Origin of the sequence: Colwellia sp. MB02u-14, assembly GCF_014076915.1 — a bacterium.
Taxonomy (GTDB): domain Bacteria; phylum Pseudomonadota; class Gammaproteobacteria; order Enterobacterales; family Alteromonadaceae; genus Colwellia_A.
Genome location: NZ_JACGUX010000072.1, coordinates 44322 through 69405 on the forward strand (window position 1 = coordinate 44322; position 25084 = coordinate 69405).

Annotated in this window: 24 protein-coding genes and 1 tRNA gene; 14 read left to right on the top strand and 11 right to left on the bottom strand. The window is 35.8% G+C overall.

Going from position 1 to position 25084, the window contains the following annotated elements:
• Window positions 1-12: 12 nt before the first annotated feature.
• Window positions 13-1599: an isocitrate lyase gene (locus H4J52_RS09780; RefSeq protein WP_182181738.1), complete on the bottom strand. Its 1587-nt coding sequence runs from the start codon at window positions 1597-1599 to the stop codon at window positions 13-15.
• A gap of 340 nt (window positions 1600-1939) precedes the next feature.
• Between H4J52_RS09780 and H4J52_RS09785 the strand changes: the two genes are divergently transcribed.
• The 5 genes from H4J52_RS09785 (at window position 1940) to H4J52_RS09805 (ending at window position 7219) form a co-directional block, all read left to right on the top strand.
• A complete protein-coding gene (locus H4J52_RS09785) occupies window positions 1940-2875 on the top strand; it encodes a LysR family transcriptional regulator (RefSeq protein WP_182181737.1) in 936 nt (311 codons plus the stop codon).
• An 8-nt stretch (window positions 2876-2883) separates the two neighbouring features.
• On the top strand, window positions 2884-3261 hold the full coding sequence (locus H4J52_RS09790) for a CidA/LrgA family protein (protein ID WP_182181736.1): 378 nt from the start codon (window positions 2884-2886) through the stop codon (window positions 3259-3261).
• A complete protein-coding gene (locus H4J52_RS09795) occupies window positions 3258-3977 on the top strand; it encodes an LrgB family protein (protein ID WP_182181735.1) in 720 nt (239 codons plus the stop codon). Before H4J52_RS09790 ends, H4J52_RS09795 begins: the two co-directional genes overlap by 4 nt.
• A 426-nt stretch (window positions 3978-4403) precedes the next feature.
• On the top strand, window positions 4404-6584 hold the full coding sequence (locus H4J52_RS09800; RefSeq protein WP_182223404.1) for a malate synthase G: 2181 nt from the start codon (window positions 4404-4406) through the stop codon (window positions 6582-6584).
• A gap of 281 nt (window positions 6585-6865) precedes the next feature.
• Entirely contained in the window at window positions 6866-7219 is a 354-nt protein-coding gene (locus tag H4J52_RS09805; RefSeq protein ID WP_182181734.1) for a hypothetical protein, read from the top strand.
• An 81-nt stretch (window positions 7220-7300) separates the two neighbouring features.
• Here the strand turns inward: H4J52_RS09805 and H4J52_RS09810 are convergent, their stop codons facing one another.
• The 4 genes from H4J52_RS09810 to H4J52_RS09825 form a co-directional block, all read right to left on the bottom strand.
• A complete protein-coding gene (locus H4J52_RS09810; protein WP_182181733.1) occupies window positions 7301-8872 on the bottom strand; it encodes an ATP-binding protein in 1572 nt (523 codons plus the stop codon).
• A 391-nt stretch (window positions 8873-9263) separates the two neighbouring features.
• Window positions 9264-9491 carry a hypothetical protein gene (locus tag H4J52_RS09815; protein WP_182181732.1) on the bottom strand — a complete coding sequence of 76 codons (228 nt, stop codon included), beginning with the start codon at window positions 9489-9491 and terminating at the stop codon, window positions 9264-9266.
• Window positions 9488-9748, bottom strand: a complete 261-nt coding sequence (locus H4J52_RS09820; RefSeq protein ID WP_182181731.1) for a hypothetical protein — start codon at window positions 9746-9748, stop codon at window positions 9488-9490. The genes H4J52_RS09815 and H4J52_RS09820 overlap by 4 nt, the downstream gene beginning before the upstream one ends.
• A gap of 111 nt (window positions 9749-9859) precedes the next feature.
• A complete protein-coding gene (locus tag H4J52_RS09825) occupies window positions 9860-10258 on the bottom strand; it encodes a hypothetical protein (protein WP_182181730.1) in 399 nt (132 codons plus the stop codon).
• Window positions 10259-10470: 212 nt separating this feature from the next.
• Here H4J52_RS09825 and H4J52_RS09830 point away from each other — a divergent pair, with 212 nt between their 5' ends.
• Together H4J52_RS09830 and H4J52_RS09835 are read left to right on the top strand one after the other, a co-directional pair.
• Entirely contained in the window at window positions 10471-11166 is a 696-nt protein-coding gene (locus H4J52_RS09830; RefSeq protein ID WP_182181729.1) for a hypothetical protein, read from the top strand.
• Window positions 11167-11237: 71 nt separating this feature from the next.
• Window positions 11238-11852, top strand: coding sequence for a hypothetical protein (locus H4J52_RS09835; RefSeq protein WP_182181728.1), 615 nt, complete (start codon window positions 11238-11240; stop codon window positions 11850-11852).
• Between the two features lie 41 nt (window positions 11853-11893).
• On the opposite strand, the gene H4J52_RS09840 is transcribed toward H4J52_RS09835, so the two are convergent.
• Window positions 11894-13384, bottom strand: a complete 1491-nt coding sequence (locus tag H4J52_RS09840) for a sodium:alanine symporter family protein (protein ID WP_220460119.1) — start codon at window positions 13382-13384, stop codon at window positions 11894-11896.
• Between the two features lie 118 nt (window positions 13385-13502).
• On the opposite strand from H4J52_RS09840, the gene H4J52_RS09845 reads away from it, so the two are divergent.
• The 4 genes from H4J52_RS09845 to H4J52_RS09860 all read left to right on the top strand — a co-directional run bounded on the left by H4J52_RS09845 (window position 13503) and on the right by H4J52_RS09860 (window position 16304).
• The gene (locus H4J52_RS09845) at window positions 13503-13946 is read left to right on the top strand and encodes an Lrp/AsnC family transcriptional regulator (protein WP_182181727.1); all 444 of its coding nucleotides are present in this window, start codon (window positions 13503-13505) and stop codon (window positions 13944-13946) included.
• Window positions 13947-14164: 218 nt separating this feature from the next.
• Complete coding sequence (locus H4J52_RS09850; RefSeq protein ID WP_310649600.1) at window positions 14165-14386, top strand: hypothetical protein; 222 nt, start codon at window positions 14165-14167, stop codon at window positions 14384-14386.
• A gap of 37 nt (window positions 14387-14423) precedes the next feature.
• Window positions 14424-15347 (top strand): citrulline utilization hydrolase CtlX, encoded by a 924-nt coding sequence (ctlX, locus tag H4J52_RS09855; RefSeq protein WP_182181726.1) that lies wholly within the window; start codon window positions 14424-14426, stop codon window positions 15345-15347.
• A gap of 69 nt (window positions 15348-15416) precedes the next feature.
• Window positions 15417-16304, top strand: a complete 888-nt coding sequence (locus H4J52_RS09860; RefSeq protein WP_182181725.1) for a DMT family transporter — start codon at window positions 15417-15419, stop codon at window positions 16302-16304.
• Between the two features lie 100 nt (window positions 16305-16404).
• Here the strand turns inward: H4J52_RS09860 and H4J52_RS09865 are convergent, their stop codons facing one another.
• The 3 genes from H4J52_RS09865 to H4J52_RS09875 all read right to left on the bottom strand — a co-directional run bounded on the left by H4J52_RS09865 (window position 16405) and on the right by H4J52_RS09875 (window position 19666).
• Entirely contained in the window at window positions 16405-18741 is a 2337-nt protein-coding gene (locus H4J52_RS09865; protein WP_182224581.1) for a hybrid sensor histidine kinase/response regulator, read from the bottom strand.
• A gap of 436 nt (window positions 18742-19177) precedes the next feature.
• Window positions 19178-19456, bottom strand: a complete 279-nt coding sequence (locus H4J52_RS09870; protein ID WP_182224582.1) for a peptidylprolyl isomerase — start codon at window positions 19454-19456, stop codon at window positions 19178-19180.
• A 125-nt stretch (window positions 19457-19581) separates the two neighbouring features.
• Window positions 19582-19666, bottom strand: a tRNA-Leu gene (locus tag H4J52_RS09875).
• A gap of 323 nt (window positions 19667-19989) precedes the next feature.
• Here H4J52_RS09875 and H4J52_RS09880 point away from each other — a divergent pair.
• Complete coding sequence (locus H4J52_RS09880; protein WP_182224583.1) at window positions 19990-20499, top strand: RDD family protein; 510 nt, start codon at window positions 19990-19992, stop codon at window positions 20497-20499.
• Between the two features lie 96 nt (window positions 20500-20595).
• Here H4J52_RS09880 and lptG read toward each other — a convergent pair whose 3' ends face one another.
• Entirely contained in the window at window positions 20596-21669 is a 1074-nt protein-coding gene (gene lptG, locus H4J52_RS09885) for an LPS export ABC transporter permease LptG (RefSeq protein WP_182224584.1), read from the bottom strand.
• Window positions 21669-22814 (bottom strand): LPS export ABC transporter permease LptF, encoded by a 1146-nt coding sequence (lptF, locus tag H4J52_RS09890; protein WP_182181720.1) that lies wholly within the window; start codon window positions 22812-22814, stop codon window positions 21669-21671. The genes lptG and lptF overlap by 1 nt, the downstream gene beginning before the upstream one ends.
• 241 nt (window positions 22815-23055) lie before the next feature.
• On the opposite strand from lptF, the gene pepA reads away from it, so the two are divergent.
• Together pepA and H4J52_RS09900 are read left to right on the top strand one after the other, a co-directional pair.
• On the top strand, window positions 23056-24561 hold the full coding sequence (pepA, locus tag H4J52_RS09895) for a leucyl aminopeptidase (protein WP_182181719.1): 1506 nt from the start codon (window positions 23056-23058) through the stop codon (window positions 24559-24561).
• A gap of 40 nt (window positions 24562-24601) precedes the next feature.
• Complete coding sequence (locus tag H4J52_RS09900) at window positions 24602-25081, top strand: DNA polymerase III subunit chi (RefSeq protein ID WP_182181718.1); 480 nt, start codon at window positions 24602-24604, stop codon at window positions 25079-25081.
• The last annotated feature ends 3 nt before the right edge of the window (window positions 25082-25084 follow it).

The window sequence follows — 25084 nt, forward strand, 5'->3', positions numbered from 1 at the left end:
TGTTTTTAATTATTATGAGAACTGGTTAGAAGTGTTGTTCGCTCCGCCCGCTTTAAGGGCATTCTCACCGGCAAAGTATTCTTTATGGTCATCACCCATGTCTGAACCAGACATGTTTTGATGTTTAACACAGGCGATACCTTGACGAATTTCTTTACGTTGAACACCTTCAACATAACCCAACATACCTTGGTCACCGAAGTATTCTTTAGCAAGGTTATCCGTAGATAACGCAGCCGTATGATAAGTAGGTAATGTAATCAAGTGATGGAAAATACCTGCTTCGCGTGCTGTATCTGATTGGAAGCTACGAATTTTGTCATCTGCTGATGCAGCTAACTCAGTCGTATCGTAATCAACATTCATTAAATCAGCACGAACATAGTTTGATACATCTTCACCAGCAGCAACCATGGTATCGTATGCTTGTTGACGGAAGTTAAGTGTCCAGTTAAATGATGGGCTGTTGTTATAAACAAGCTTAGCATCTGGAATTTCTTTACGCACTTCATTCATCATTGCAGTAATGTCAGCAACGTTTGGTGTTGCTGTTTCTATCCATAGCAAATCTGCGCCAGCTTTAATCGCTTCAATACTGTCAAATACACAACGCTCTTCACCCGTACCTTGACGGAATTGGTATAAACCAGAAGGTAAACGTTTAGGTCGAACTAACTTACCATTACGGTTGAAACACACATCGCCTTCAGCCATATCGCTTACGTCAATTTCTTCAACGTCTAGGAAAGAGTTATAAATATCACCTTGATCGCCTGGCTCTTTAACAACCGCGATTTCTTTAGTCAGGCCAGCACCTTCAGAATCTGTACGTGAAACGATAATACCGTTATCAATACCTAGTTCTAAAAATGCATGACGCAATGCGCGAATTTTTGAATGAAAATCAGCATGAGGAACAGTCACTTTACCATCTTGATGTCCACATTGTTTTTCATCAGCCACTTGGTTTTCTATTTGAAGGGCACAAGCGCCAGCTTCAATCATTTGCTTAGCCATGATGTAAGTCGCTTCAGCATTACCAAAACCGGCATCGATATCGGCAATAATTGGCACAACATGTGTAACGTGATTATCAATTTTGTACTGAATAGCGGCTTTATCGCCATCGCTTGCAGCGTCTAGTTCACGGAAAAGACCACCAAGTTCACGGGCATCTGCTTGACGTAAGAAAGTGTAAAGTTCGGCAACCAAAGAAGCTACTGAGGTTTTTTCATGCATTGATTGGTCAGGAAGAGGACCGAATTCGCTACGCAATGCAGCAACCATCCAACCTGAAAGGTATAAGTAACGACGGTCTGTTTGACCATCAAAATGTTTCTTAATAGAAATCATTTTTTGTTGGCCAATAAAACCATGCCAGCAACCTAACGATTGAGTGTACTTAGAGCTGTCAGCATCGAAAGCAGCCATATCACTGCGCATAATGTCTGCAGTATATTGAGCAATCTCTAAACCAGTTTTAAATCTGTTTTGTGCACGCATACGAGCAACTGACTCTGGGTTTATAGCATCCCAAGAGCTTCCTGCATTGGCTTTAATTGCTTGAACTGCTTCTATCGCACTTTGATAATTAGACATGTTACTCTCCAAGAGTCTGTAATTTTTTTAAATGGTGTTGTTCGCTTTAGCATTTGTGATGAAAGTAAATATGAAAGCAAACATACCGAACAACACAAAGTCTAGAACATACTGAGAGTATTCTTAAAATATATAATATCTATCACTACCATTCACAAGATAAATACATAATCACATAAAAATATATATTCATATTTTTCAATGAGTAAAAAACAAAAAACAAGACTTTAGTCTTAAAAAATTAGATCTAAAATTTTATTTAGTACTGAAAACTTCTTGATTTATTTTTCTGCTCGTGACATATACATTAGTTATATTATTTCTATTGGTCATAAAAACTATGAATATTGCTAAAATTGATTTAAACCTACTTATTTATCTTGATGTTTTACTTAGAGAAAAAAATGTTACCCGCTCAGCAAGCCAGCTTAATATTACCCAGCCAGCTATGAGTAACGGTTTAAAAAGACTCAGAAATTTGTTTAACGATCCGATATTAGTAAGAACATCAGACGGTATGGTGCCCACGGAACGCTCTAGAGCTTTAGCGCCGGTGATCAGAAAAATTTTATTAGAACTTGAAGAGGCACTGCAAGGCGAAGAAGAATTTAATGAAAAGCATAGCCAACGTGTTTTCCGTATTATGGCGAGTGATTATGCTGCTTCAACGTTATTGCCACGTTTATTAAGAAAGATCAATGAAATTGCTCCAAATGTCACCATTGATATTATGACACCAAGTGATGTAACTTTTCATGATGTTGAAGCCGGGAAAATTGACATGGCCATAAATCGTTTTGATGAATTACCACAGTCTTTTCATCAAAAAACAATATGGCGTGATTCATTCTCATGTTTGTTGAGTGCTGAGAGCCCTTATGTTGCCGAATTTAATTTAGACACATACCTTTCATCAAAACATGTTTGGGTATCAAAGACAGGCTTTGGGGTTGGCGTGGGCATGGACCCTAAAGATGTACAAAAATTAGGATGGGTAGATGAAGCGTTGGCCCGTTTAGGTAAGCACCGAGATATAAAGGTCTTTACCCGTAATTATCATGTCGCCATGCAACTCGCCTATGAAGACGGCTTAATTGCTACTCTACCTACAAAAGCAGCAATGCTTCATAAAGATGATCATAAATATACAATTGTCCCCCCCCCTTTTGACATTCCAGATATCGAATTAAAAATGATTTGGAGCCCGTTATTACACCATGATGCTAGCCACATTTGGTTTAGACAATTGGTTATAGAGGCGGCAGAACAAGGGTAATATAAAAAATGATAGGTCATATAATTTACAGTATCTTGTCGGTGGGTATTTGTTTGCTAACAGGGAAAGCAATTGAGATTTTTTTGCCAATTCTGCCTGCAAGTTTATATGGCATGATGATGTTTACCGCTTTACTTCATTATCGACTTCTTAATGCTAAACGAATTCAACCCTGTATTGAATGGGCGCTTGCTAACATGGCAGTGTGCTTTGTTCCCGCAGGGGTAGGAATAATTAATCATTTTGAACTCATCAAGAATCATGGCTTTGCCTTAGTGGCGATCATATTTTTGACTACATTTTTATTGCTCACCTTCGTTGGGCTCAGCTATCAGCGACAACTTAATAAACAAGCGTCAGTAGACGATGAAGGGCTGAGCAAATGATAAGTCCAACATTTATAACGACGCTAAGCGCCGGCTTACTCTATATAGTGCTTACTATTGCAGTTTATCAAGTTTATGCTCGCCTTCAAAAATCATTAAAAAAAGCATGGCTAAATCCAATGCTGTTATCGATTCTAACGCTGATCCCCCTTTTATTATTTTTTAACGTGCCGTTCGAACAATATTATCAAGCCACTTATCCATTAAATAAACTCTTAGAACCTGCTGTTGTTGCTCTGGGATTCCCGCTATATCAGCACCTTCAAACCATTAGAAAACAATGGCGACATATATTAATACTGTTATTGATGGGTGTTTTTATTGCTATTTCTATAAGTTTTATTATGACTTTATGGATAATTAATCAATATGATATTGCCGTCTCGCTTTCTTTAAAGTCAGTGACAACACCTATAGGTATTGCATTAACAGAGCAGCTAAATGGCAATAATTCAATCACCGCATTTGCGATTATTTTAGCTGGATTATTTGGTGCTCTATTAGGCCCACCTTGGCTTTCATTGATCAATGTTACCTCTGCTAAAGCGCAAGGACTAGCAATTGGTGCCGCCAGCCACGCACTTGGCACAGCAACAATCAGTAAGGTGAGTTATGAGCATGCCGCCTACAGCTCTTTAGCATTGATTATTTCAGCGGTAGTTACTGCAATATTTAGCCCTTTAATCATTAATACACTAGCCCATTTTTTACAGTAGCTTGGATTAATCGTATAAAGAGCTCGTGTGTTATTTGTTTAACCGATAAAGTTTATTATGCCGTTAAACTAACATTCACAGAAAAAACAAATAAAACAACTTACATTCATAATATTTATGATAACTATTATAAATAACAATAATTATTGTCACTTAATGAAAAAACAAAACAAAAAACAAAAGACTCTTTGTTTATCAATGAATTACCAAGGTAGACTTATATGTTAAATAAAAAACAGTAAGTTAGCCCACCCACATAATAATTGTCAGCTATTGCATGAAAAAATAATACCTCCTACATTGCACTTAGATAACGTCATTAATTATGTTTTATGCCTATTTTTAAGGGCGATTTAAAAAATTTTACGCCATGACACAACATTCAAATAACAACTTGCGTGAATTATTGCACAAGAGGAAAGTATGATGACCCAATATGTAAAGACCCAAAATATACAAGTAGCTCAATGTTTACATCACTTTATTGAACAAGATGTACTTCCTCATAGTACAATTTCGCCTACTGAATTTTGGCAACGTTTTTCAGTGATTATTGAAGAACTGAGTCCTATTAATAAATCTTTATTAATAAAGCGTGATGATTTACAAGAAAAAATAGATTGTTGGCATCAGAATAACTTTGGCGATAAATTTGATTTTTCTGCCTACAAACGTTTTCTGAACGACATTAATTATCTTGTACCTGAGGTAGCAGATTTCAAAATAACGACACAAAATGTAGATGCTGAATTAGCAACAATGGCGGGGCCCCAATTAGTGGTTCCCATAATGAATGCTAGATTTGCACTTAATGCCGTAAATGCACGTTGGGGCAGTTTATATGATGCACTTTATGGTAGTGACGTTATTGCTGAAGAAAATGGTGCTGAAAATTCGATGGCTTACAACCCTGCTCGTGGCCAAAAAGTCATTGAATTTGCACGACAGTTTTTAGATCAAAGCATTCCACTTACACAAGGAAGTCATGCGCACGCAAACCAATATAGAATATCAGGTGCTCAATTATCAATTCAGCTTGAAAATGGTGCTATAGCGGAACTGAAAAAACCTGATGCTTTTAAAGGCTACCAGGGGGACTCTAAAACCCCCAAAGCACTCTTATTTGAACATAATGGATTACATTTTGAGATTAACTTTGATGAAATAAGTGAAATAGCAAAAAGTGACAATGCCGGTATTTCTGACATCACTCTTGAATCGGCTTTAACCACCATCATGGACTGCGAAGATTCTGTGGCAGCGGTAGATGCAGAAGATAAAGTCATTGCTTATAAAAACTGGTTAGGTTTAATGCAAGGCAACTTAACCACGACACTCACGAAGAATGGCAAAAAAATTCAACGAGAAATGGCGGCTGATAGAAAGTATCATCAAATTGATGGTAAAAGTTTAACACTGAAAGGTCGTAGCTTAATGTTTGTTCGAAATGTTGGCCACCTAATGACAAATAATGCCATATTATTAGCTGACGGCTCTGAAGTGCCTGAAGGCATTGTTGATGCCATGGTTACCTCATTGATTGCTACCACCAATTTAGAGAGCACTTCAGAAAAAGCTCTCTATTGTAATAGTGCAGAAAAATCTATTTATATTGTTAAACCTAAAATGCATGGCCCGGAAGAAGTTGCTTTTGCAAATACTTTATTTGAGCAAGTAGAAAATGCATTAAATTTAGCAAAGAACACCATAAAAATGGGCATTATGGATGAAGAGCGCCGTACCAGTGTTAATTTAAAAGCTTGTATCGCCGAAGCAAAATCTCGTGTGGTCTTCATTAATACAGGCTTTTTAGATCGCACCGGAGATGAAATTCATACTTCAATGGCAGCAGGTATCATGGCCAAAAAAGCAGATATCAAATTAACACCGTGGATAGCTGCTTATGAAGATAACAATGTTGATGTTGGCTTAGCTTGTGGTTTCAGTGGTAAAGCACAAATAGGTAAAGGCATGTGGCCAATTCCAGACCAAATGTTGAATATGCTAGCAACTAAAATAAATCATGTTCAAGCAGGCGCAAATACGGCTTGGGTTCCCTCCCCTACAGCGGCAACCCTACATGCTTTGCATTACCATAGAGAGAATGTATTCGCTCTACAAAAAGAATTATCAGCACGTTTGCCCGCTAGCCTAGATGATATTTTAACAATTCCTCTGGCTAAAAATACTGACTGGAGTGATCAAGAGATATCTGATGAACTAGACAATAACGCACAAGGGATTTTAGGTTATGTCGTTCGATGGATTGATCAAGGTGTGGGTTGTTCAAAAGTACTTGATATTAATAATGTTGGCTTAATGGAGGACAGAGCAACTTTACGTATCTCCAGTCAACATATGGCAAACTGGCTAACCCATAAAGTGTGCAGTGAAGAGCAAGTTTTAGCCAGTTTGAAGAAAATGGCCAAAGTAGTCGATAGTCAAAATGAAAATGATGCTAACTATTTATCCATGGCACATGATTTTGAAAATAGTATCGCTTTTAAAGCCGCTTGTGATTTAGTCTTTTTAGGTACTAAACAGGTTAATGGTTATACAGAGCCTCTATTACATAGCTATCGTCTTAAGGTAAAACAGCATAGTTAATTTATTTGGGCTCTCATTATAAAAAGAAATATTTATCACAATATTTCTTTTTTTATTTTCAGCCCGGTGAAACTTTACACGGTAATTACCTGTCTACTATGACTGCATCTATTTATTGATAATTTATAACAAGTGTATGCGTATTTAGGCTATTAAACCCAATTTTTTAACCATTGAGCTTAAACCCCTAGCAATATGTTTTTTTACAATTTATAGTTAATGTGTACACATTTTAGTTACAATAGTAATGCTCTGTGAATTTATAAGACGAGGATCGCAACATGAAATCACAATTTAAAACGGTAGCCTTGAGTGCCATATTCAGTATCATTGGATTGTGCTGTACACTTTCGACTGCATCAGCAGAATCAAAAACAATTCAAATTAACCAAAAATTTAAGAGTGTCACTTGTATGACAGCTTTTTCTGAATTGGCTAATGAAGGTGGCGAAAAAGTAAAACCATTGTTAAAACCTGACAATGGAATAACAGAATATAGCACATGCAAAACAACAACTAAAAACGAATACTTTGAGCTTGCCATCATCTTTAATGATAAATTGCAGCAGTTTATTTCAGTATTATTTGTAGACGATACTGATAAATCAATTAACCAATTATCTACGCTAGATTAAAACAGAAATAATATCAGGCGGGTATTAACGAACACTAAAAAAGCCTTGACGGCTTTTTTGCGTTTTACTTAAATAGACAATCTATGCTTCAAGCGCTCCTTTTTTATTTTTTATCGGCACCTTAACTTCAAAACTACACCCCTGTGTTGTTTCTAAACATTTAATGGTGCCTTTTAATTTTGCATCGACTAAGTTATAAACAATATTCATGCCCAATCCTGAACCACCTTGACCACGTTTAGTCGTGACAAAAGGATCAAAGATACGGTTGACCACACTACCATGTAAGCCCTTGCCATTATCGCTATAAGTGAGCGTTAAAAAGCGATTATACGCAACAAATTTTATAGATATCTCACCATTTTCGATTCCATCAAAGCCATGTATATGAGAGTTTGTTAAAAAATTAGTGAGAATTTGATTCCATGCGCTTGGGTAGGTTATTAAATTGATTTTTTTGTCTACTTCAATATTAATCGTATAATTTTTACGTTTGAAAAGTGTTTTTACTGTGTTGACAACATCATTCACATGAGTGGATAAATTAATTTTCAATTCAGGGTCTGTATGCTGTTCAACGGCAACTGATTTAAACCCCCTAATTAATTCAACCGCTTTGTTCAAACTCCTTTCAATAATATTTTGGTATTCAATCAATAGATCAAGCGTTTTGGTTAAGTGTGATTTTGTCAGGTTTTCAGTTTCTACTGAGTGGTTTAATTCCAACACTTTTTCTTTCAAAGCTGTAATTGAAGTGACACAAATCCCCAAAGGGGTATTTACTTCGTGCGCAACACCAGCAACAAGCTGCCCTAAAGAAGCCATTTTTTCTGATTGTACTAATTGATCTTTTGCTAAAGTTAAATCGTCTAATGATTGCTGTAACTGATTATTACTCGATGCCAACTTAGACGTGCGATCATAAACCTTTACCTCAAGTTCACCGTTAAGGTTAATTAATGCATTTTCAGCATCTTCAAGTTTTAAAATATCATTCTTCAATGTTGTTCGCATGTGATTAATAGTATCGGCAAGTTCATCAAGTTCGTCTTTAACTTTGGGCCGCGAGTTTAACACTAATGGCGAATCTATTTTTTCAGCAGCGACTTGTTGAGAGTAATAAGTAATATGATAAATATGGCGAGTTATAAGCCAATGAACAATAAAAATAATAAAAAAAGCCACAATAAAAATTTTAATCACTTCAGCGGTAAGTATGAAGCCCGCTTGCTGCCAAAGCCGATGATATATATCGTCATAACTTGCTGTAACAATCAGTACGCCAATATCATTTCCACTGTAAAAAATAGGGTATGCTACCTCTTTGTCAGCCGAAATATCTTCATCGCCAAACTGATAGGTTTTACCAAAGCCAGTCACTATTTTAACATGGCTAATATCAGGTAATTTAACAATACCCTGAATCTGTTGCTGTACGAGAGGTTCGTTAAAATCCCATAAACTTGTAGATATAGACTGAAGATAACTTGTTTCTATATTATCAAATCGTTGATTTAGTGTAGTAAGACTTTCATCATAATTAACATATAATTGAAGGAAAGTTGAGCTAATAGATAGTACAGAACTACAGAGCAATATGTAAACAAGTACCCTGCGGCTTAATTTACTATTAAATGATCCAGATTTATCCATTTATCACACCATCAATTAAAAGTAAGAATATGGGTAAGAGTGCCCATAATATTGAAACAAGATATGCATCATTAAAATATTGATGCTGTTTAATGTCAATAGAAAAACAACATTAACATACTAAAAAACAATTAAAATCAACATATTTAACGTTACAAACTCATATGAACATATTCTGCAAAAAGCTTAGCCGCGATAAGGTCTTCCAACGCATGTACTACTGACTTAAAAATAGTAATATCTTCTCACTTCCTCTCAAAAATATACTGGTGACTACACAGGGAAATAAATCAGCATTAATATGTTCAGGTAGTATCACTTTAGTTTGCAACGAGATAACCAAATGTCCAGTTTCACGTAATGCACTTTCCATATTATCTACAAAAAATTTTTAGCGTAGTAAACATTGATCATCCATTTCACATATATCAGGGCGATAATCTGCAACCATGTCTAAATATAACCTTTTTGTAACCATTCCCCCCCAAATTAATGGTTCTGTACTTAGCGTAGCACAAGAAATAGTATCCTCCTTATTGGCAAACTCTTTTAAATTTTCAATGGCTTCGCAGTGAATATTTAGCTGTTTAATTTGCGGAAAAACAAGCTGAGCTTTCAATAAACTTCGCCCCAGACATACACTGTTTTAATCCGACGAACACTTGCATGTGCTGCTATTAATTGTGGGGCTACTGTAAGCAGTTTAATACCATCAACATCACCTACTTGCCTTGCCTGCATTATCAATAATGTTATTTCTCGGATTTCTTGAGGGTTTTCAATATCAAAATGTATACGGAAAAGTAACATTATATTTTCAGTAAAATATTTTTGCAACGCATTGATTAATTTTGGATAGAGTAAATTACGATTCAACGTTGCCGCTGAAAGAGTTTGCGTAATTTTTTAATAGCTAATTAGCGAGTAAGATGAATTATCATATCACCAAGCCATTATTGCATACAATATATCCTAATTTAACATACACTATACTAGCCTTTTATATTTAGGCATTCGTCTCATTATCGCAATAGTAAACATAACAATAAGTGCAGGAAATGCGGCATACAACATAGTGATCAATATTGATTGACTAAAGAGCATAGCTAAAATAATAAATCCTAAACTAGGTAAAACTAACCAAAAAGTATGTTCACTTGCACAAACATTAAAAAAACGCCCCATAATAAAGATAATAACACTGGTAAGTAGAAAAGCTGAAAAGGCGGTTACTAAACTTGAATAATAATGAAGTATAAAATGAGGGTAATCATAAAAAACTTCAAATATTGGAGCAGAAACACCAAAACTGGTTAACCAAAAAAATGTACCCGCAATTAAACAGCCAAAATTAAATGACCATAACTTTTTATTGATATTCACCATTAACGATCCTTATTTTTATTATTATTTTGAATCTTTATTAATATTATTGATTTTTATTATTCAGCTATCTTATATATCATGTATTGTTTTTAATCAAGATGAATAAAAAACATCCTGGTTGACACTTGATTCACATAAAATATTTATCCAAGTAAAATTCAATAATAAAAGTACGTTATAATAATTTTTTGCTATTCACCTAGGATTACCCCTTGAATAAATTTGCACCCATAGCTTTTGTTTTATTATTATCATGTGGTGCTGCGCTATGGTTCTTAGCCAGTGACTCTTTAAACTTTCATATTAAAAATCAACTTCAAAATATTGGTTCCCAACTAAGCCAGCAAAATGTAAATGTTGAAAATGTCACCATGCGGGGCTATCAAAGTAGCGGTACCATTACCAATTTAGTGTTCAGCCCTTCTCAACCAACAAACTTTAAAGCGTCTACCCAGCCGACAGTTAGTATTGCTTCAATTGATTTAGTGATTGACAGAGATACCTTAAGCGAAGACGTCATCATCATTGACAGTATTACCATTAATGGCTTAAACGCATTGTTTCATATCAACAGAGAGAGTTTAAATGCAGAAACACTGCTATCCACCGTTCAAAAGAATATCCCTCAATTGATTATGGCAACAAGCGTTATTGAGGATGAGCAACAAGGTAAAGTGACACTTCCCTTATTACAAATCACTAAAGTTATTGTTAACGCTGGAGTATTACAGATAGTAAATAATGAAAATGGTCAGACCATAACAAAAATTTTACCCCGCTTTGAATTAGTAACTGCTCATAAAGAAACTGCCAGCCAAGGTCAAACAATTGGTGTTGAGATATTTGAACAATTACTTATCTTTTTAAATAATCAAGCAGGTAAGCTGCAGATAACTAAAACATTGTAAAGCTTGAATTTTCCTAGTAATAAAGCTAATAATAACAGTATTGTTTACTGTTTATTGAAAAAGGTAATAAAATGCGAACGTTATTAATGTCTGTGAATTTCAACTACATCATATTTATCAATACCGCTTTATTACTTTTACCTTTTTCAAGCGATGCTCGAGATATTGAAATCACTCCCTTTATAGGGCAGATGTTCAGTTCCGATTTAGTAACCAGTCAAGGTAGTATTGATTTAGCTGTAAATGATGCTACCAATTATGGTTTAGCTATAGCGTGGCAAGATTCACCTAAGGGCCAAGGGCAAATATTACTCAATACGGTGAGTCATAACTTCATCAGTACGACTGATTTACAAGTACATTCCTTTGATGTTACCTATCTACATTTCAGTGGTGTTGCGCAGTTTAAACAACAAAGCTATGTTTCAACAGTATCATTAGGGATTGGTGGAACATTTTTTGAAACTGATAATAAAGACAAAATATACCCTTCAGTCACGGTTGCTTTGGGTACCCGCTACGAACTTTCCAGTAACTTCGCAATTGTTACTGAACTTCGAGGTTACGCAAGCTATATTGAAGAGGATAATCAACTATTTTGTCAAGGAACCACCTGTCACGCTTTATTAGAAAATAGTATGTGGCTTGAGGGAAGTATATCGGTCGGTTTTGCTGTTAAATTTTAGTGATATATCAAAATACATTAAAACAATAACTTAACCTTACATTATTTGGGGCAGTATGTTTTTTGGTACTGCTTCAAATCAAGTTTGACTTGTGGCGCCAATAAATACAATCCAATGATATTTGCAATAGCCATCGAAAAAAACATCGAATCTGAAATTGCGATAACAGCATTTAAACTTACTGAAGCACCTAGGGCTGTACACATACAAAAAACGACTTTATAAAGCAAGTCTAACACTTTCGATTCCCCCACCAAATATCCCCAAGCAATAGAGCCATAATATGCCCATGAAATCATGGTTGAAATGGCAAACATCAAAACTGCAATACTAAGCACATAAGGAAACCACCAAATAACACTGGCAAAAGCTCTAGAGGTTAACGCAACCCCATCAATACCCTCTGTTGTTTGATAAGCCCCGGTAATAACAATCACCAATGCAGTGATAGTACAGATAACAATTGTATCGATAAAAGGTTCAAGTAACGCCACATAACCTTCTCTAACTGGCTCTTTTGTAGAGGCGGTTGCGTGAGCAATTGAAGCGGCACCAACACCAGCTTCACTTGAAAATGTTGAACGTTTAAAGCCTTGAATCATCACACCAATAATACCGCCAACAACACCTATGGGATTGAATGCGCCATTAACGATAAGGCTAACCGCATGTGGAATTTCTGTATAGTGATAGGCCAAAACAAAAAGAGCCGCTGACAAATAGAGCCCGGCCATTAAGGGCACTACTTTTTCAGTAACTTTAGCAATACTTTTAATACCACCAATAATAACAACACCAATCACAACAGCGAGTAAGCTACCGAAGAGCCAACCTTTGTCTGCCCAAAAGCTCGTTTCATTACCCATAGCAATAACAAATTGCTGAAAGGCTTGGTTGGACTGCAGCATATTACTGCCGCACAGTGATGCCACTACACAACAAACAGCAAAGAAACTCGCTAATACTTTACCAAGCTTTTTAAAGCCTAATTCCGCTAAACCATCTTTAAGATAATACATAGGTCCGCCATGAACCTGTCCTTGCGCATTTATGTGCCGATATTTTACACCTAAAGTACATTCAAGAAATTTTGTAGACATGCCCATAAAACCAGCGACAATCATCCAAAATGTCGCGCCAGGCCCACCAATTGAAACAGCAATAGCGACACCGGCAATATTACCTAAACCTACAGTGCCAGAAAGTGCGGTGGTTAATGCTTGAAAGTGACTTACTTCACCTGGATCATCAGGATTTGAGAAATCACCACGTATAACCTTGCAAGAATGAGAAAATCCACGAATGTTAAGAAAGCCAAAATAGACCGTAAAAATCACAGCAGCGATGATAAGCCACATAACAATGAGCGGGAACTGAGTTCCTGCCACATCAACACTGTAAAAAATGATACGGGTAAATAAATCGGCTATAGGTACAAGTAGCTGATCAATATGTTGATCGATAGTTAGCTCGGATGCAAATGCGTTTGAACTTAACAGTAATGCGATTATACCCATTAAGATTATTTTCATATTATTCTTTTTTGAATATTCATGAACTTATTGTGGCACAAACATGTGCTTTTAATTAGTTCGTTAATTAACTAGTATTACACAATATAATTACAATTTGCTAAGGTCTTCTTTCAGTATGAGCGAACTTGATAATATCGACAGACAATTAATTAGTATACTTCGAACTGATGCTCGTACCTCTGTATCAGACTTAGCTAAAAAAATTAATGTTTCTCGAGCAACAGTACAAAATAGATTAACCAAATTAGAGAAGCGCAATATCATCACAGGTTATACTATATTAGTCTCGACAGAAACTGATGATAAAATGTCTTTGGTTCGTGCTCATATGAATATTGAAATAAAGGGCAGTTCAACTAAAAATGTTAAGTTTGCCCTAATGTCAGAGCCTAGTGTCTGTACTATCCATACAACTAATGGTCGTTGGGATATGCTTGTTGAGTTGCAAACAAGTTCACTTAAAGAGTTTGATAGAATATTATGTAGAATAAGAGGAATACCTGAAATTTCTGCTTCTGAAACCAGTATTTTACTCTCCTCCCATCAAGTTAGATCATAGTTAATCATGACTCATTGAAAATTATATTTTAATGAGTCATACACAATTAACCTGCAAGCCACAAAGAAACCTATCAAAATAAAAAAAATACATAGCAAACTGCATAGTTAGTTATCAATTTAGTGAAAAGCTTAGACTAATAGTTGCCGCTTATAAGGTTCATAATTCCTATTAATTAACCAAGGAATTATTTTGACTATTTTTACTGACATTCAACAATTGCCAACGATCACCCTGTTACTGAATTTTGGCAAGTGATTGCTAACAAGCACCTTGGTAGAACTTCAGCTGATGATATTACCATCTTTGATTCGGTTGTTTTTGCATTGGAAGATTATTCAGCGCTGAGATTACTCAAGGATCTAATCGTGGGACATAACATCGGCGAAATTATCGAGTTAGTGCCTGAGCTTACCGATCAAAAAAATCTTTTTACATGACTTAACTAGTTATTTTTCTAGCTTAAAGGACACCTTAATGAAAAACGCTAATCAATCACCTTCAGCTGTTGTTATGATCCGTCCGCACCATTTCATGGCGAACCCTGAAACGGCTGCGGATAATGTATTTCAACAGACAAATCTGGCTATGTCAGCTGAATATATTGCAGCAGAAGCAGGAAAAGAGGTTCAAAAAACGATTGAAATATTGAGATCACATGGTGTTACCGTCCATGCTTTTGATGACTTTACAAAAGACACGCCGGACTCTGTTTTTCCGAACAATTGGTTTACAACACATGAAGATGGCACTATTGGCATTTTCCCCATGTATTGTGAGAATCGTCGCAAAGAAAAGAACCCTGAAATCATAAAATTATTATCAAAAAAATATCAAGTCAATAAAGTTGTCGATTATTCTATGCTCGAAAAACAGCATCTTTTTTTGGAAGGCACAGGCTCTATGGTATTAGACCATTCAAATAGATATGCTTATGCCGTTATTTCAAATCGCATGAGTGAATGCGTGCTAAATCAATTTTGTAAGGACTTCGATTATCAGCCAGTTCCATTTACCGCCACAGATGATAATAATGTGGCCGTATACCATACCAATGTATTAATGAGTATGGCGACTAACTTTGTGCTTATTGGACTAGATTGTGTTAAAAACTTAGTCGAACGCACAAGTTTAATCGATCGTTTTCAGCAAAGTGATAAAGAAATCATTGAACTAACCTATGAGCAAATATGTCAATTTGCCGGCAATGCATTAGAGCTTTCTACACCTAATGGTAATATTTTAACAATGTCTACAACAGCCTATAATTCGTTGACTGAAAGTCAGATATTGATGATTAAAAATTACGTTAAGATTGTCCCTATTAATGTATCTACAATAGAAATCGCTGGGGGCTCTATTCGCTGTATGTTAGCTGGTATTCATTTATCTACAAGATAAAAGTAATACGATCACTTTCACGCTGCAGCTATTTATTAAACAAGCATAAAATAATATTTAGGAATTTTTTTGGATATTTGGATTTACTTCACTTTATTAGCTGCGCTTATGCAAGCCATTCGCACCGCTGGACAAAAGCAGCTTTCAAACCACCTAAATGCCATGGCAACTACTGGCGTACGCTACTTATATGCGTTACCTTTTGCTTGGTTGTATCTATGGTGGATACTTGAATATCGCCAGCTAGCCATGCCAACAATTAATCCAAACTTCCTAAAATATGCAGTAATCGCTTGTTTTACCCAAATAATTGGTACAGTCTGCTTAGTTATTGCGTTTAAATATCGTAATTTTTCAGTCGCTTCTAGTTTAGCAAAAACAGAGGCTATTCTAGTTGCAGTTGTTGGCACCTTACTCTTTTCGACAAGTTTAACTTACCTGGGTTGGTTTTCTGTTGCTGTTGGTGTTGTCGGTGTTTTACTCGCGTCAAAAGTAAAATTTACTTTTGACGATATATTTCGTAACCCGGGTGCTGGATTTGGCCTTGCTGCTGGCTTAGGTTTGGCCATAACAACATTACTGATAAGACAATCAAGTTTAGCATTAGAAACCGATTTACTACTCAGTGCTGCGGTCACGTTAGTCTTTATGATCACCGTTCAATCAGTTATATCTTTTATTTATGTCTATTTTCAAGACAAAAATCAATTACTGCAAATGGTTAAGTATTGGCGTATTTGTTTGTTTGTTGGCGTAACCAGTGTCATAGGCTCTATCGGTTGGTTTACTGCAGCAAGTTTTCAAAATGCCGCTTACGTAAAAGCATTAGGGCAAGTTGAGTTTTTTATTACCTTGTTTATTACCTATAGAATATTTAAAGAAAAAATATCTTTACTAGAGTTCTTAGGGATGGCTTTAATTATTACTAGCGTATTAATTTTATTATTGTGGGCATAACATAAAGTTTATTGCTATTGAACGTTTAAGAAACGTATCCCTGTACTTCGGGTGATTTTGCTTCTAAAGACAAGATTTATTGGTGTGAGTTACTTACAGACTAAAAGATATATTTTGACATCATCAAAAACACTTTTTCTTGTTTAATAGGTTTAGTCATATAATCATTCATTCCTGATTTAATCGCTTTTTCAGTATCTTGGATACTAGCGTGCGCTGACATACCTATGATTATAGTATCATTATCAAATGTTCTAATTTGCTTTGTAGCTTGAAGTCCGTCTAACTCAGGCATTTGTATATCCATTAACACTAACGAATAAGTGTCTGTCCTCATTCTTTCTACTGCCTGTAAGCCATTCTCTGCAAGATCAATTGAAATATTTAATGGCGCTAGCATTTTTTTGGCTACAATTTGATTAATTCTATTGTCTTCAACTAGCAATATTTTTTTTCCATAAAAAGCCGCTTTTAACCTTACTAAATCAAAATAGGATGATTCTTTTTTTTCATTATCTAACTTTTCAGTAGAGTATGCTAACGGGATAGTGAGTTTGAATTCAGTACCTTTATCAGGTTCACTTTTTAGTGTTATTCCCCCACACATCAATTCAACTAATTGTTTACTTATTGCTAATCCTAATCCTGTGCCACCAAACTTTCTGGTGATTGAATTATCGGCTTGAGAGAAAACTATAAATAAGTTCTTTTGTTGTTCTGGCGTTATACCTATTCCTGTATCTTTAACACTTATTTCGATGATAACGCCCCTTGCGTTTTGTTTTTTTAAACGAGTGTTTATATCAATACTGCCATGTTCAGTAAATTTTATAGCATTGCTAACCAAATTAATGATGATTTTTTCTATTTTTAGAGGATCACCAATTAAATTCCTAGGTATAGAATCATCTAATAGGATATTGAACGATAGATTTTTTTTATCACTACTAGGCCTACAGATTTGTGTGACTTTTTCAAGAATAGCACTAAAGCTAAACCCAATATTTTCCAACTCCAATTGCTTTGATCCTATTTTAGAAAAGTCTAATACATCGTTAATTATTTGGAGCAAGTGCCCACCTGAAAGTTCTATTTGGTCAAGTGATTCATTTTTTTCAGATAAAGAGTGAGTCTTTCTTCCTATTTCAGCAAAACCTAACACTGCATTCATAGGGGTTCTAATTTCATGACTTATGTTAGAGAGAAAAATAGATTTTGCATTATTTGCTGCATTTGCTTTATCAATAGCATCATTTAGCGCATCATTCTGAGAGTTTATTTTTGATAAGTTTTTTGAAATTTCTTGGCTCATGGTGTTTATCCCTTGAGCTAAAGTACCTAATTCATCTGAGTTAGAATCTTTAATTAAGTATTTATAATTACCTGATGCAATATTATTAACTGATTTATTCATCACGATAAGTCGCTTAAAAATCAGCTTATTCAAAAAATAAAGTGTGAGTCCAATAACGCTAAACAGTAACAAAGCACCCACTAATAATAGAGGAATAATAACAATACTTCCTTCCATTGCTTTTTTTGAAAACAAACTCATTGCATACCACTCTATTTCCTCGATATACACAATAGCGGCAATATAGCTAACTTCATTAATTGTGATATCAATCGTTTTTATTAAATCACTGTTAGTATTATTTTTTAGCTGCGTTAAACTACTTTTATCTAAATCCCCTCCAATGACTTGATGCCATTCCTTATTATACAAAAACTTTGCAAGCGTTGGATGGTAACGACTGGTATTTTCATTCAAACTTGTACGAAATACACCATGATTATCAATAAGTACATCTAAAATATCTTGGTCAGAGGAACTGAGTATTTGATTAGCAATTGTTGAAACTTGTGCGTAGCTTCCAACTGTTCCAATCACTTGATCATTATCCCTTACTAAATAATCAAAAAAAACGTAGGTATTACCATCAATAGTATTAATGTCAGCATCGACGTAAAACTCATTATTTTCTTCTAGCTTCTTTGGTAACCAAGAATTTTCTTCTAATTTAAGCGGAACCGTTTTTATGGTATTGCTCCCTTGATTCCAATCAATACTCGTAAGAGGGTTAATTGAAAGGATAAACCAGCCATAACATTCTATAACTTGACAATCGGCTTCAATAGACTGAATCGCTTTTTCTTTAAATTTTTCATTATCGTTATTTTTCATCCAATCTTGATACGTGTTATTGAGTAAGGAACGTTTAATTAGATTTAAGTTTTGTGTAAAATGACTAATGACTTTTTCTTTGTTGATAATGGCATGTTGAAGCACCATTTTTTTACCTAAATCTTGCTCGACTCCAGTAATAAAATCTTTTAAAAAATATGAAAAAAACAATAATACAATCGTAAAAATCAAAATTATTAAAAAAATTATTCTCAGTCGAATAGAATTGATTTTTATCGTTTGTTTAATCATTAATTAGTATAATTTATTAACAGGATTAATTTAGTTATAAACCAAAGGACAATATTAAGCAAAGCAAAGTCGATACAGATAATGCAGTAAATTATAGTAAAATATTAACGGGTTATAATTTTATTAAAAATGATTACTTATAGGATTAAGCAATATAATGAGTGCTTGCATCTCCGCAACATAACTGACTTAAAATCATGAGATCCTCACTGTAAGTCCATTTAACAACATCATTTATGGCCAAACTTATCCAGTGATGGTTAACCTTTGTGATTTTATTTACAAAACTAACACTGACAATAACAGTAATTTAGTCATTTCAGCGGTTTGCCCCTACCGACAAACACTTTCCATTCAAAATTTGTTGAACTATTAATATTTATCTTAAATCTACGCGATGTTAAACCAATGATGTCTAAAGAAAAGTAGTTACAAGTTAAGTCCGGTAAAGCACTTTAATAACATGCCAACCAAATTTAGTCTTAACAAGATGAGGTTCTAATATTGCGCCATTAAACGCTATTTTATCAAACTGAGGTACCATTTGGCCTCGTTTAAACTCACCTAAATCACCGCCCTTTTTACCAGACGGGCATGACGAATATTTTTTAGCTAACGTTTGAAACTTAGCGCCTTTACCTAACTGCTTAAGAATATCTTCGGCAATTTCTTTGTGCTTAACCAATATATGAAGTGCGTGCGCTGTAGCTGCCATGTAAAAACCTTTTTAATACCATTTAATAAACACGCATATTATAGCGGTTCATGAATTAATTATTTTAATATTGTATTTCGGAAATAAAAAAGCCCCGACTCTTTAGAATCAGGGCTTTCATATAATGGTACCGCAAGACGGACTTGAACCGTCACTTCTTTCGAAACCGGATTTTGAATCCGGCGTGTCTACCAATTCCACCACTGCGGCAAAGGAATTCAAGCTGTTTAAGCTTTGCAAAGTTTTCTGAATTTACCAAATAACTTTGCAAAGCTTTGTAGGTAGATAACATACCACCATATCTACCAAAGACTTAAATTTTTATTCATCAAAATAACTGCATTAATGAATCTGTTCGGCATTATACGAACATCAGTTTATTTAGCAATATATTTTATTACTCAGCCGACTGTTTGCTGAATATTTATACGTTTGTGATGTTTACAGAATTATTTAAATTTTCATTGGTTAATTTTTATCAATAGCTTTGCTAGAATAGTTGAAATTTGTATATTCACTCTTTTAGGCTTTTAATGACATCTGTAACTTCTGATAGTGTAGAAACTTTCCCTCGAGCTGGTTTTCGTCGCCGCTTAGCTTCTTGGGTTTATGATCTGTTAATTGCCATTGCGGTTTACATGACCGCAGGTGCAATATCTTTTCTACTCATGTACTTAGGTTTTCACTTTGGTTTGTTTGGATTGCAAGGCTATGACCACTTTTCTGATACCATCGCCAATACGGCCTGGTTAAAATGGCCAAATGAGTTTTGGAAACTTGCTTGGGTATCATTTTTCTTTATTTGGTTTTGGTCCAAGACAGGTCAAACATTAGGAATGAAAGCGTGGCGTTTACGTGTTCAAAATCAAGATGGTTCTTTAATCAATAAAGTTACTGGCTTAAAAAGATTGCTACCTACGCTACTTGGTCTAGGAAACCTTAACGTAATTTTTGATCGTAAAAATAAGTTGAGTTTACAAGATAGGCTGACAAAGACAGAGGTTGTGCTTTTAACGTTAGAAGCTAATCGTGGTCGCTTGTAGCGATTATTATCTAAATCCAAAAATATAAAGGCATGATAAAAATTATCATGCCTTTATATCAAAGCCACTATCCAGTATAAGATCTTTTTATTGAAGCTAACTGGGCCGTATATTCATTAAATATAACGCTAACGACACAAAGATAAAGCTGGGCATTAGCGCCCCAAAAGCCGCAGGTAGTTGATATACTAAACTTAACGAGCCGAGTACTTCATTAGTAATAAAAAACAAAATCCCCGTCGCTACCCCCATCATAATTCTTGCACCCATAGAAACAGATCGTAAGGGTCCAAAGACAAAGGATAATGCAAGTAATAACATTACCGCTACCGTTAAAGGTTGAACTATTTTTCGCCAAAAAGCTAACACGTAGCGGCTAGGGTCTTGATTGTTTTCTTCCAAATAACTTAAATATTCTGACAAGCCACGTAGTGATAAAAGCTCAGGTTTTACCATAACGACACCCAGTTTTTCAGGGGTTAAACTCGATGTCCACATTTTAATAGATGATAACTCTTTAGTCATTTTATTTTCATTTAAATGGGTATCAACAACATCTCGTAACTGCCAGGCATCTTTTTGGTAAATGGCACTCTCTGCAGACAGCCAACTGGCTAGTTTTAATGATTTGTCAAAGCGGTATATTTGAACATCATTTAATTTACCTTTGTCTTCTACTTCGCCTATATGAACAAAATAATCGCCATCTTTTGCCCAAGTACCATCAGCAGAGGGAATCAAACTTCCTCCTGAAATGGCTTGTGCTTTGAGTTGTCTTGCCGCCAATTCACTTTCAGGTGCTAACCACTCACCTACAGCCATACTAATAAGCACAAGAATAGTCGCTGATTTCATCACTGACTTAATAATATCTACACGAGACAAACCTGCGGCTTGCATAACGACAAGTTCACTGTTTGATGCGAGCATGCCCATACCAATCAAACCACCAATCAATGCCGACATTGGAAAAAACATTTCAATATCAGGGGGGATTTTATAAAGCACAAATAAAGCGGCATGAGCAATATCATAATCGCCCTTTCCTTCTGTTACTGTTTTAATTTCTTCAACAAATTTAATTATGCCACTTAGGCTTACAAAAACGGATAATGTTATAAAGGTCGTCGATGCTATAATTCGGCCAATGTATATGTCTAATATACGCATTATGATGATATTCCTTTACGAGTAAAGTTTCGCATTAACTGAGGCAATTTAGCTTTCACTTTCAACCAGCTACTGCGATCTTTAACCAGTAAGCTTACGCCTAAAACAAATACAAAAAAGTGTACAGGCCATAACCCTACACTTTTAGGTATGGTTGAAGATTCAACGCCAGAACGTACCGCAGTAAGCATTAAAAAATACCCTAAAAACAACAATAATGCAGGTAACATTTTAGCAAACTTCCCCTGCCTTGGGTTCACAACACTTAATGGTACTGCGATTAAAGTCATGATCAAACACGCAATAGGAAAAGCAATACGCCAATGTATTTCAGCACTATATTGCGCGGTGTCATCTTTGAATAAATCAGGCGTTGGAATAGCCCTTAATTTTCGATTTTTGTGCGCCACTTTTTGATCTTGTATTTGAATATAGTATTTATCAAAAAAGACTGCTTTGAACTCCTTACTCTTCGTATCGTTTTGATAACGCGTACCATCACTCAGCACTAAACGCTGAGAGCCACTATCTTCTTCAATCACCTGACCCGATTGTGCATAAACCAAACTTGCATTGATAATGCTTTTATCGGTGGCTTTTTTATCTGGTAACTGTGCAACAAAAACCTTTTCAAAGGTATTATCATCACGATTTTTATCATGAATAAAAACAACGGCTTTTTCATTACCTGTTGTTTGAAAACGACCCGCGATAAGAGAACTTAAACCCGAATCTGTCGCTAGCTGTTCTTTAACTTGATACTCGTATTCCGAAGCCATTGGCGACAGATATAAGGTAAAAACACCGGTAAAAATGGCCGTAATTAAACTTAAAATAAGCGTAACACGCACCACATACCATTCACTGACTCCACAGGCATGCAATACTGTCATTTCGCTATCGGCATAAATACGCCCGTAAGCCAGTAAAACCCCCAAAAATAAACTCAGGGGCAAAATCATTCCCGCTAAATCAGGTATTTTCAAGCCAATAAAGACCATAACCAAATGTCCGGGAGTGCCACCTTCTGCCGCATCATCAAGAATACTGACAAACTTATTACTGATAAATATAGTCATCAACACTAAAAATACCGCTAATTGAGTTTTAGCGACTTCTTTGAGTAAATAACGAAAGATAATCATAAGAATTCCCTATAAAAACATCGTTTTTTTCTGACATTTGCTCTATTTTTAAGTAAACTTGTCGTTTTCATAAGTAATATTAATTTTTGCTCTGAAGGGAATTCGCTTGCATCAGGCTATAATTATAGCCTGTCGCTGAATACTTTTAAAAGTAAGCATATCGATTATTTATAGATTTAAACAAGTTTACTCGTAAATTTCATTTAAAAACAGCTTGTTTTTGTACGAATTAGGAGAGCTCATGGAGTTCAACGTAAAAAGTGGTAGTCCCGAAAAGCAACGTAGCGCCTGTATAGTCGTTGGCGTTTTTGAACCTCGCCGTCTTTCAGCGATTGCTGAACAACTTGACGAAATTAGTGAAGGTTACATCAGTAACTTATTACGTCGTGGCGATTTAGAAGGTAAATCAGGGCAAATGTTACTGCTTCATCACGTCCCTAATATCTTAAGCGAACGTGTTTTACTGGTTGGTTGTGGTAAAGAGCGTGAACTTGATGAACGCCAATACCGCCAAATTATCAGTAAAACCATTAGTACCTTAAATGAAACGGGTTCAATGGAAGCAGTATGCTTTTTATCAGAATTACACGTTAAAGGTCGAGATACTTATTGGAAAGTGCGCCAAGCCGTTGAAGCGACCCAAGATTGCTTATATAACTTCCACGGATTAAAAACTCGCAAAGTTGAAGCTCGCCGTCCGTTACGTAAAATGGTTTTCAATGTGCCAACACGTAGAGAGTTACCCTTGGGCGAACGTGCAATTTCTCATGCGCTTGCTGTTTCGGAAGGCATAACTACCTGTAAAAATGTGGCTAATATGCCGCCAAATATTTGTAACCCAGCTTATTTAGCTGAACAGGCTAAAATTTTAGAACACGATTACGACAATGTCAGTACCGAGATTGTTGGTGAGAAAGAAATGGAAGCATTGGGCATGAGTTCATATCTTGCCGTTGGTCGTGGCTCTCGCAATGAATCGATCATGAGTGTCATTAAATATAATGGCGCTGCTGCTGACGTTAACCCCATTGTTTTAGTCGGTAAAGGTGTTACTTTTGATTCAGGTGGCATTTCATTAAAGCCTGGCGAAGCTATGGATGAAATGAAATATGACATGGGTGGAGCAGCGGGTGTTTTAGGTGCTATGCATGCCTTAGCCGAATTACAACTACCGATTAACGTTATTGGTGTGTTAGCCGGTTGTGAAAATATGCCCGGTGGCGACGCTTATCGTCCTGGCGATATTTTAACGACGATGTCAGGTCAAACAGTTGAGGTATTAAATACTGATGCTGAAGGCCGTTTAGTGTTGTGTGATGCGCTTACTTACGTTGAACGTTTTGATCCAGAACTTGTTATTGATGTAGCAACACTTACCGGCGCGTGTGTTGTTGCTTTAGGTAAACATGCTTCTGGTTTATTAAGCACACACAATCCATTAGCACATGAGTTATTGAATGCTTCTGAACAAAGTGGCGACCGCGCATGGCGTTTACCGTTATGGGAAGAGTACCAAGAACAGCTAGAAAGTCCATTTGCCGACTTTACCAATTTAGGTGGTAAAGGTGCAGGTACTATAACTGCTGCCTGTTTCTTGGCGCGTTTTACTAAAAAGTATCATTGGGCACATCTTGATATTGCCGGTACAGCTTGGCGTGGTGGTAAAGAAAAAGGGTCGACTGGCCGCCCTGTAAGTTTGTTGACTCAATTTTTATTGAATCGTGCTGGCGCAGAGCAAAGCGAATAGCTTTAAACTAAAAGAAAGCAATAAAAGGAACAATGCGAACATGCAAACACAAGTAATGTTTTATTTGCTTGACGATAATGCAAAGTATGACCATGTGGCTGAACAGCCCCATGCCCATGCTTGTTTGCAGGCTGCTAATTTTTACCGTCAAAATCAACGTATATTTATTTACTGCGCTGATCAGCAAACGGCTCATCAATTAGATGAACTGCTTTGGGCATTTGAACCTGACAGTTTTGTTCCTCACAATTTACCGGGCGAAGGCCCTAAAAATGGCGCAGCCGTTGAAATTAGTTGGCAGCCGCCCACTAATCGTCGCGCTATTTTAATAAATTTAACCAGCACAGTGCCAAACTTTGCTAATCAGTTTTCACACATTGTTGATTTTGTACCCAGTGATGAAACCCTAAAACAGCAGGCTCGAGAGCGTTATAAGGGCTATCGTCAATGGGGGTTTCAAGTGGATAATCAAACCGCGCCACAACAGTCAAATTCAATTAATGCACATCAATCAAGTTAAGTA

Excerpts from the sequence above, each read along its gene's own strand:
- H4J52_RS09880 (WP_182224583.1), top strand. The coding sequence starts at position 19,990 with ATGACATCTGTAACTTCTGATAGTGTAGAAACTTTCCCTCGAGCTGGT.
- H4J52_RS09835 (WP_182181728.1), top strand. The coding sequence starts at position 11,238 with ATGCGAACGTTATTAATGTCTGTGAATTTCAACTACATCATATTTATC.
- H4J52_RS09805 (WP_182181734.1), top strand. The coding sequence starts at position 6,866 with ATGAAATCACAATTTAAAACGGTAGCCTTGAGTGCCATATTCAGTATC.
- H4J52_RS09800 (WP_182223404.1), top strand. The coding sequence starts at position 4,404 with ATGACCCAATATGTAAAGACCCAAAATATACAAGTAGCTCAATGTTTA.
- H4J52_RS09810 (WP_182181733.1), bottom strand. The coding sequence starts at position 8,872 with ATGGATAAATCTGGATCATTTAATAGTAAATTAAGCCGCAGGGTACTT.
- H4J52_RS09900 (WP_182181718.1), top strand. The coding sequence starts at position 24,602 with ATGCAAACACAAGTAATGTTTTATTTGCTTGACGATAATGCAAAGTAT.
- H4J52_RS09785 (WP_182181737.1), top strand. The coding sequence starts at position 1,940 with ATGAATATTGCTAAAATTGATTTAAACCTACTTATTTATCTTGATGTT.
- H4J52_RS09870 (WP_182224582.1), bottom strand. The coding sequence starts at position 19,456 with ATGGCAGCTACAGCGCACGCACTTCATATATTGGTTAAGCACAAAGAA.
- H4J52_RS09865 (WP_182224581.1), bottom strand. The coding sequence starts at position 18,741 with ATGATTAAACAAACGATAAAAATCAATTCTATTCGACTGAGAATAATT.
- H4J52_RS09780 (WP_182181738.1), bottom strand. The coding sequence starts at position 1,599 with ATGTCTAATTATCAAAGTGCGATAGAAGCAGTTCAAGCAATTAAAGCC.
- ctlX (WP_182181726.1), top strand. The coding sequence starts at position 14,424 with ATGAAAAACGCTAATCAATCACCTTCAGCTGTTGTTATGATCCGTCCG.
- H4J52_RS09840 (WP_220460119.1), bottom strand. The coding sequence starts at position 13,384 with ATGAAAATAATCTTAATGGGTATAATCGCATTACTGTTAAGTTCAAAC.
- lptG (WP_182224584.1), bottom strand. The coding sequence starts at position 21,669 with ATGCGTATATTAGACATATACATTGGCCGAATTATAGCATCGACGACC.
- H4J52_RS09790 (WP_182181736.1), top strand. The coding sequence starts at position 2,884 with ATGATAGGTCATATAATTTACAGTATCTTGTCGGTGGGTATTTGTTTG.
- H4J52_RS09845 (WP_182181727.1), top strand. The coding sequence starts at position 13,503 with ATGAGCGAACTTGATAATATCGACAGACAATTAATTAGTATACTTCGA.
- H4J52_RS09825 (WP_182181730.1), bottom strand. The coding sequence starts at position 10,258 with ATGGTGAATATCAATAAAAAGTTATGGTCATTTAATTTTGGCTGTTTA.
- H4J52_RS09795 (WP_182181735.1), top strand. The coding sequence starts at position 3,258 with ATGATAAGTCCAACATTTATAACGACGCTAAGCGCCGGCTTACTCTAT.
- lptF (WP_182181720.1), bottom strand. The coding sequence starts at position 22,814 with ATGATTATCTTTCGTTATTTACTCAAAGAAGTCGCTAAAACTCAATTA.
- pepA (WP_182181719.1), top strand. The coding sequence starts at position 23,056 with ATGGAGTTCAACGTAAAAAGTGGTAGTCCCGAAAAGCAACGTAGCGCC.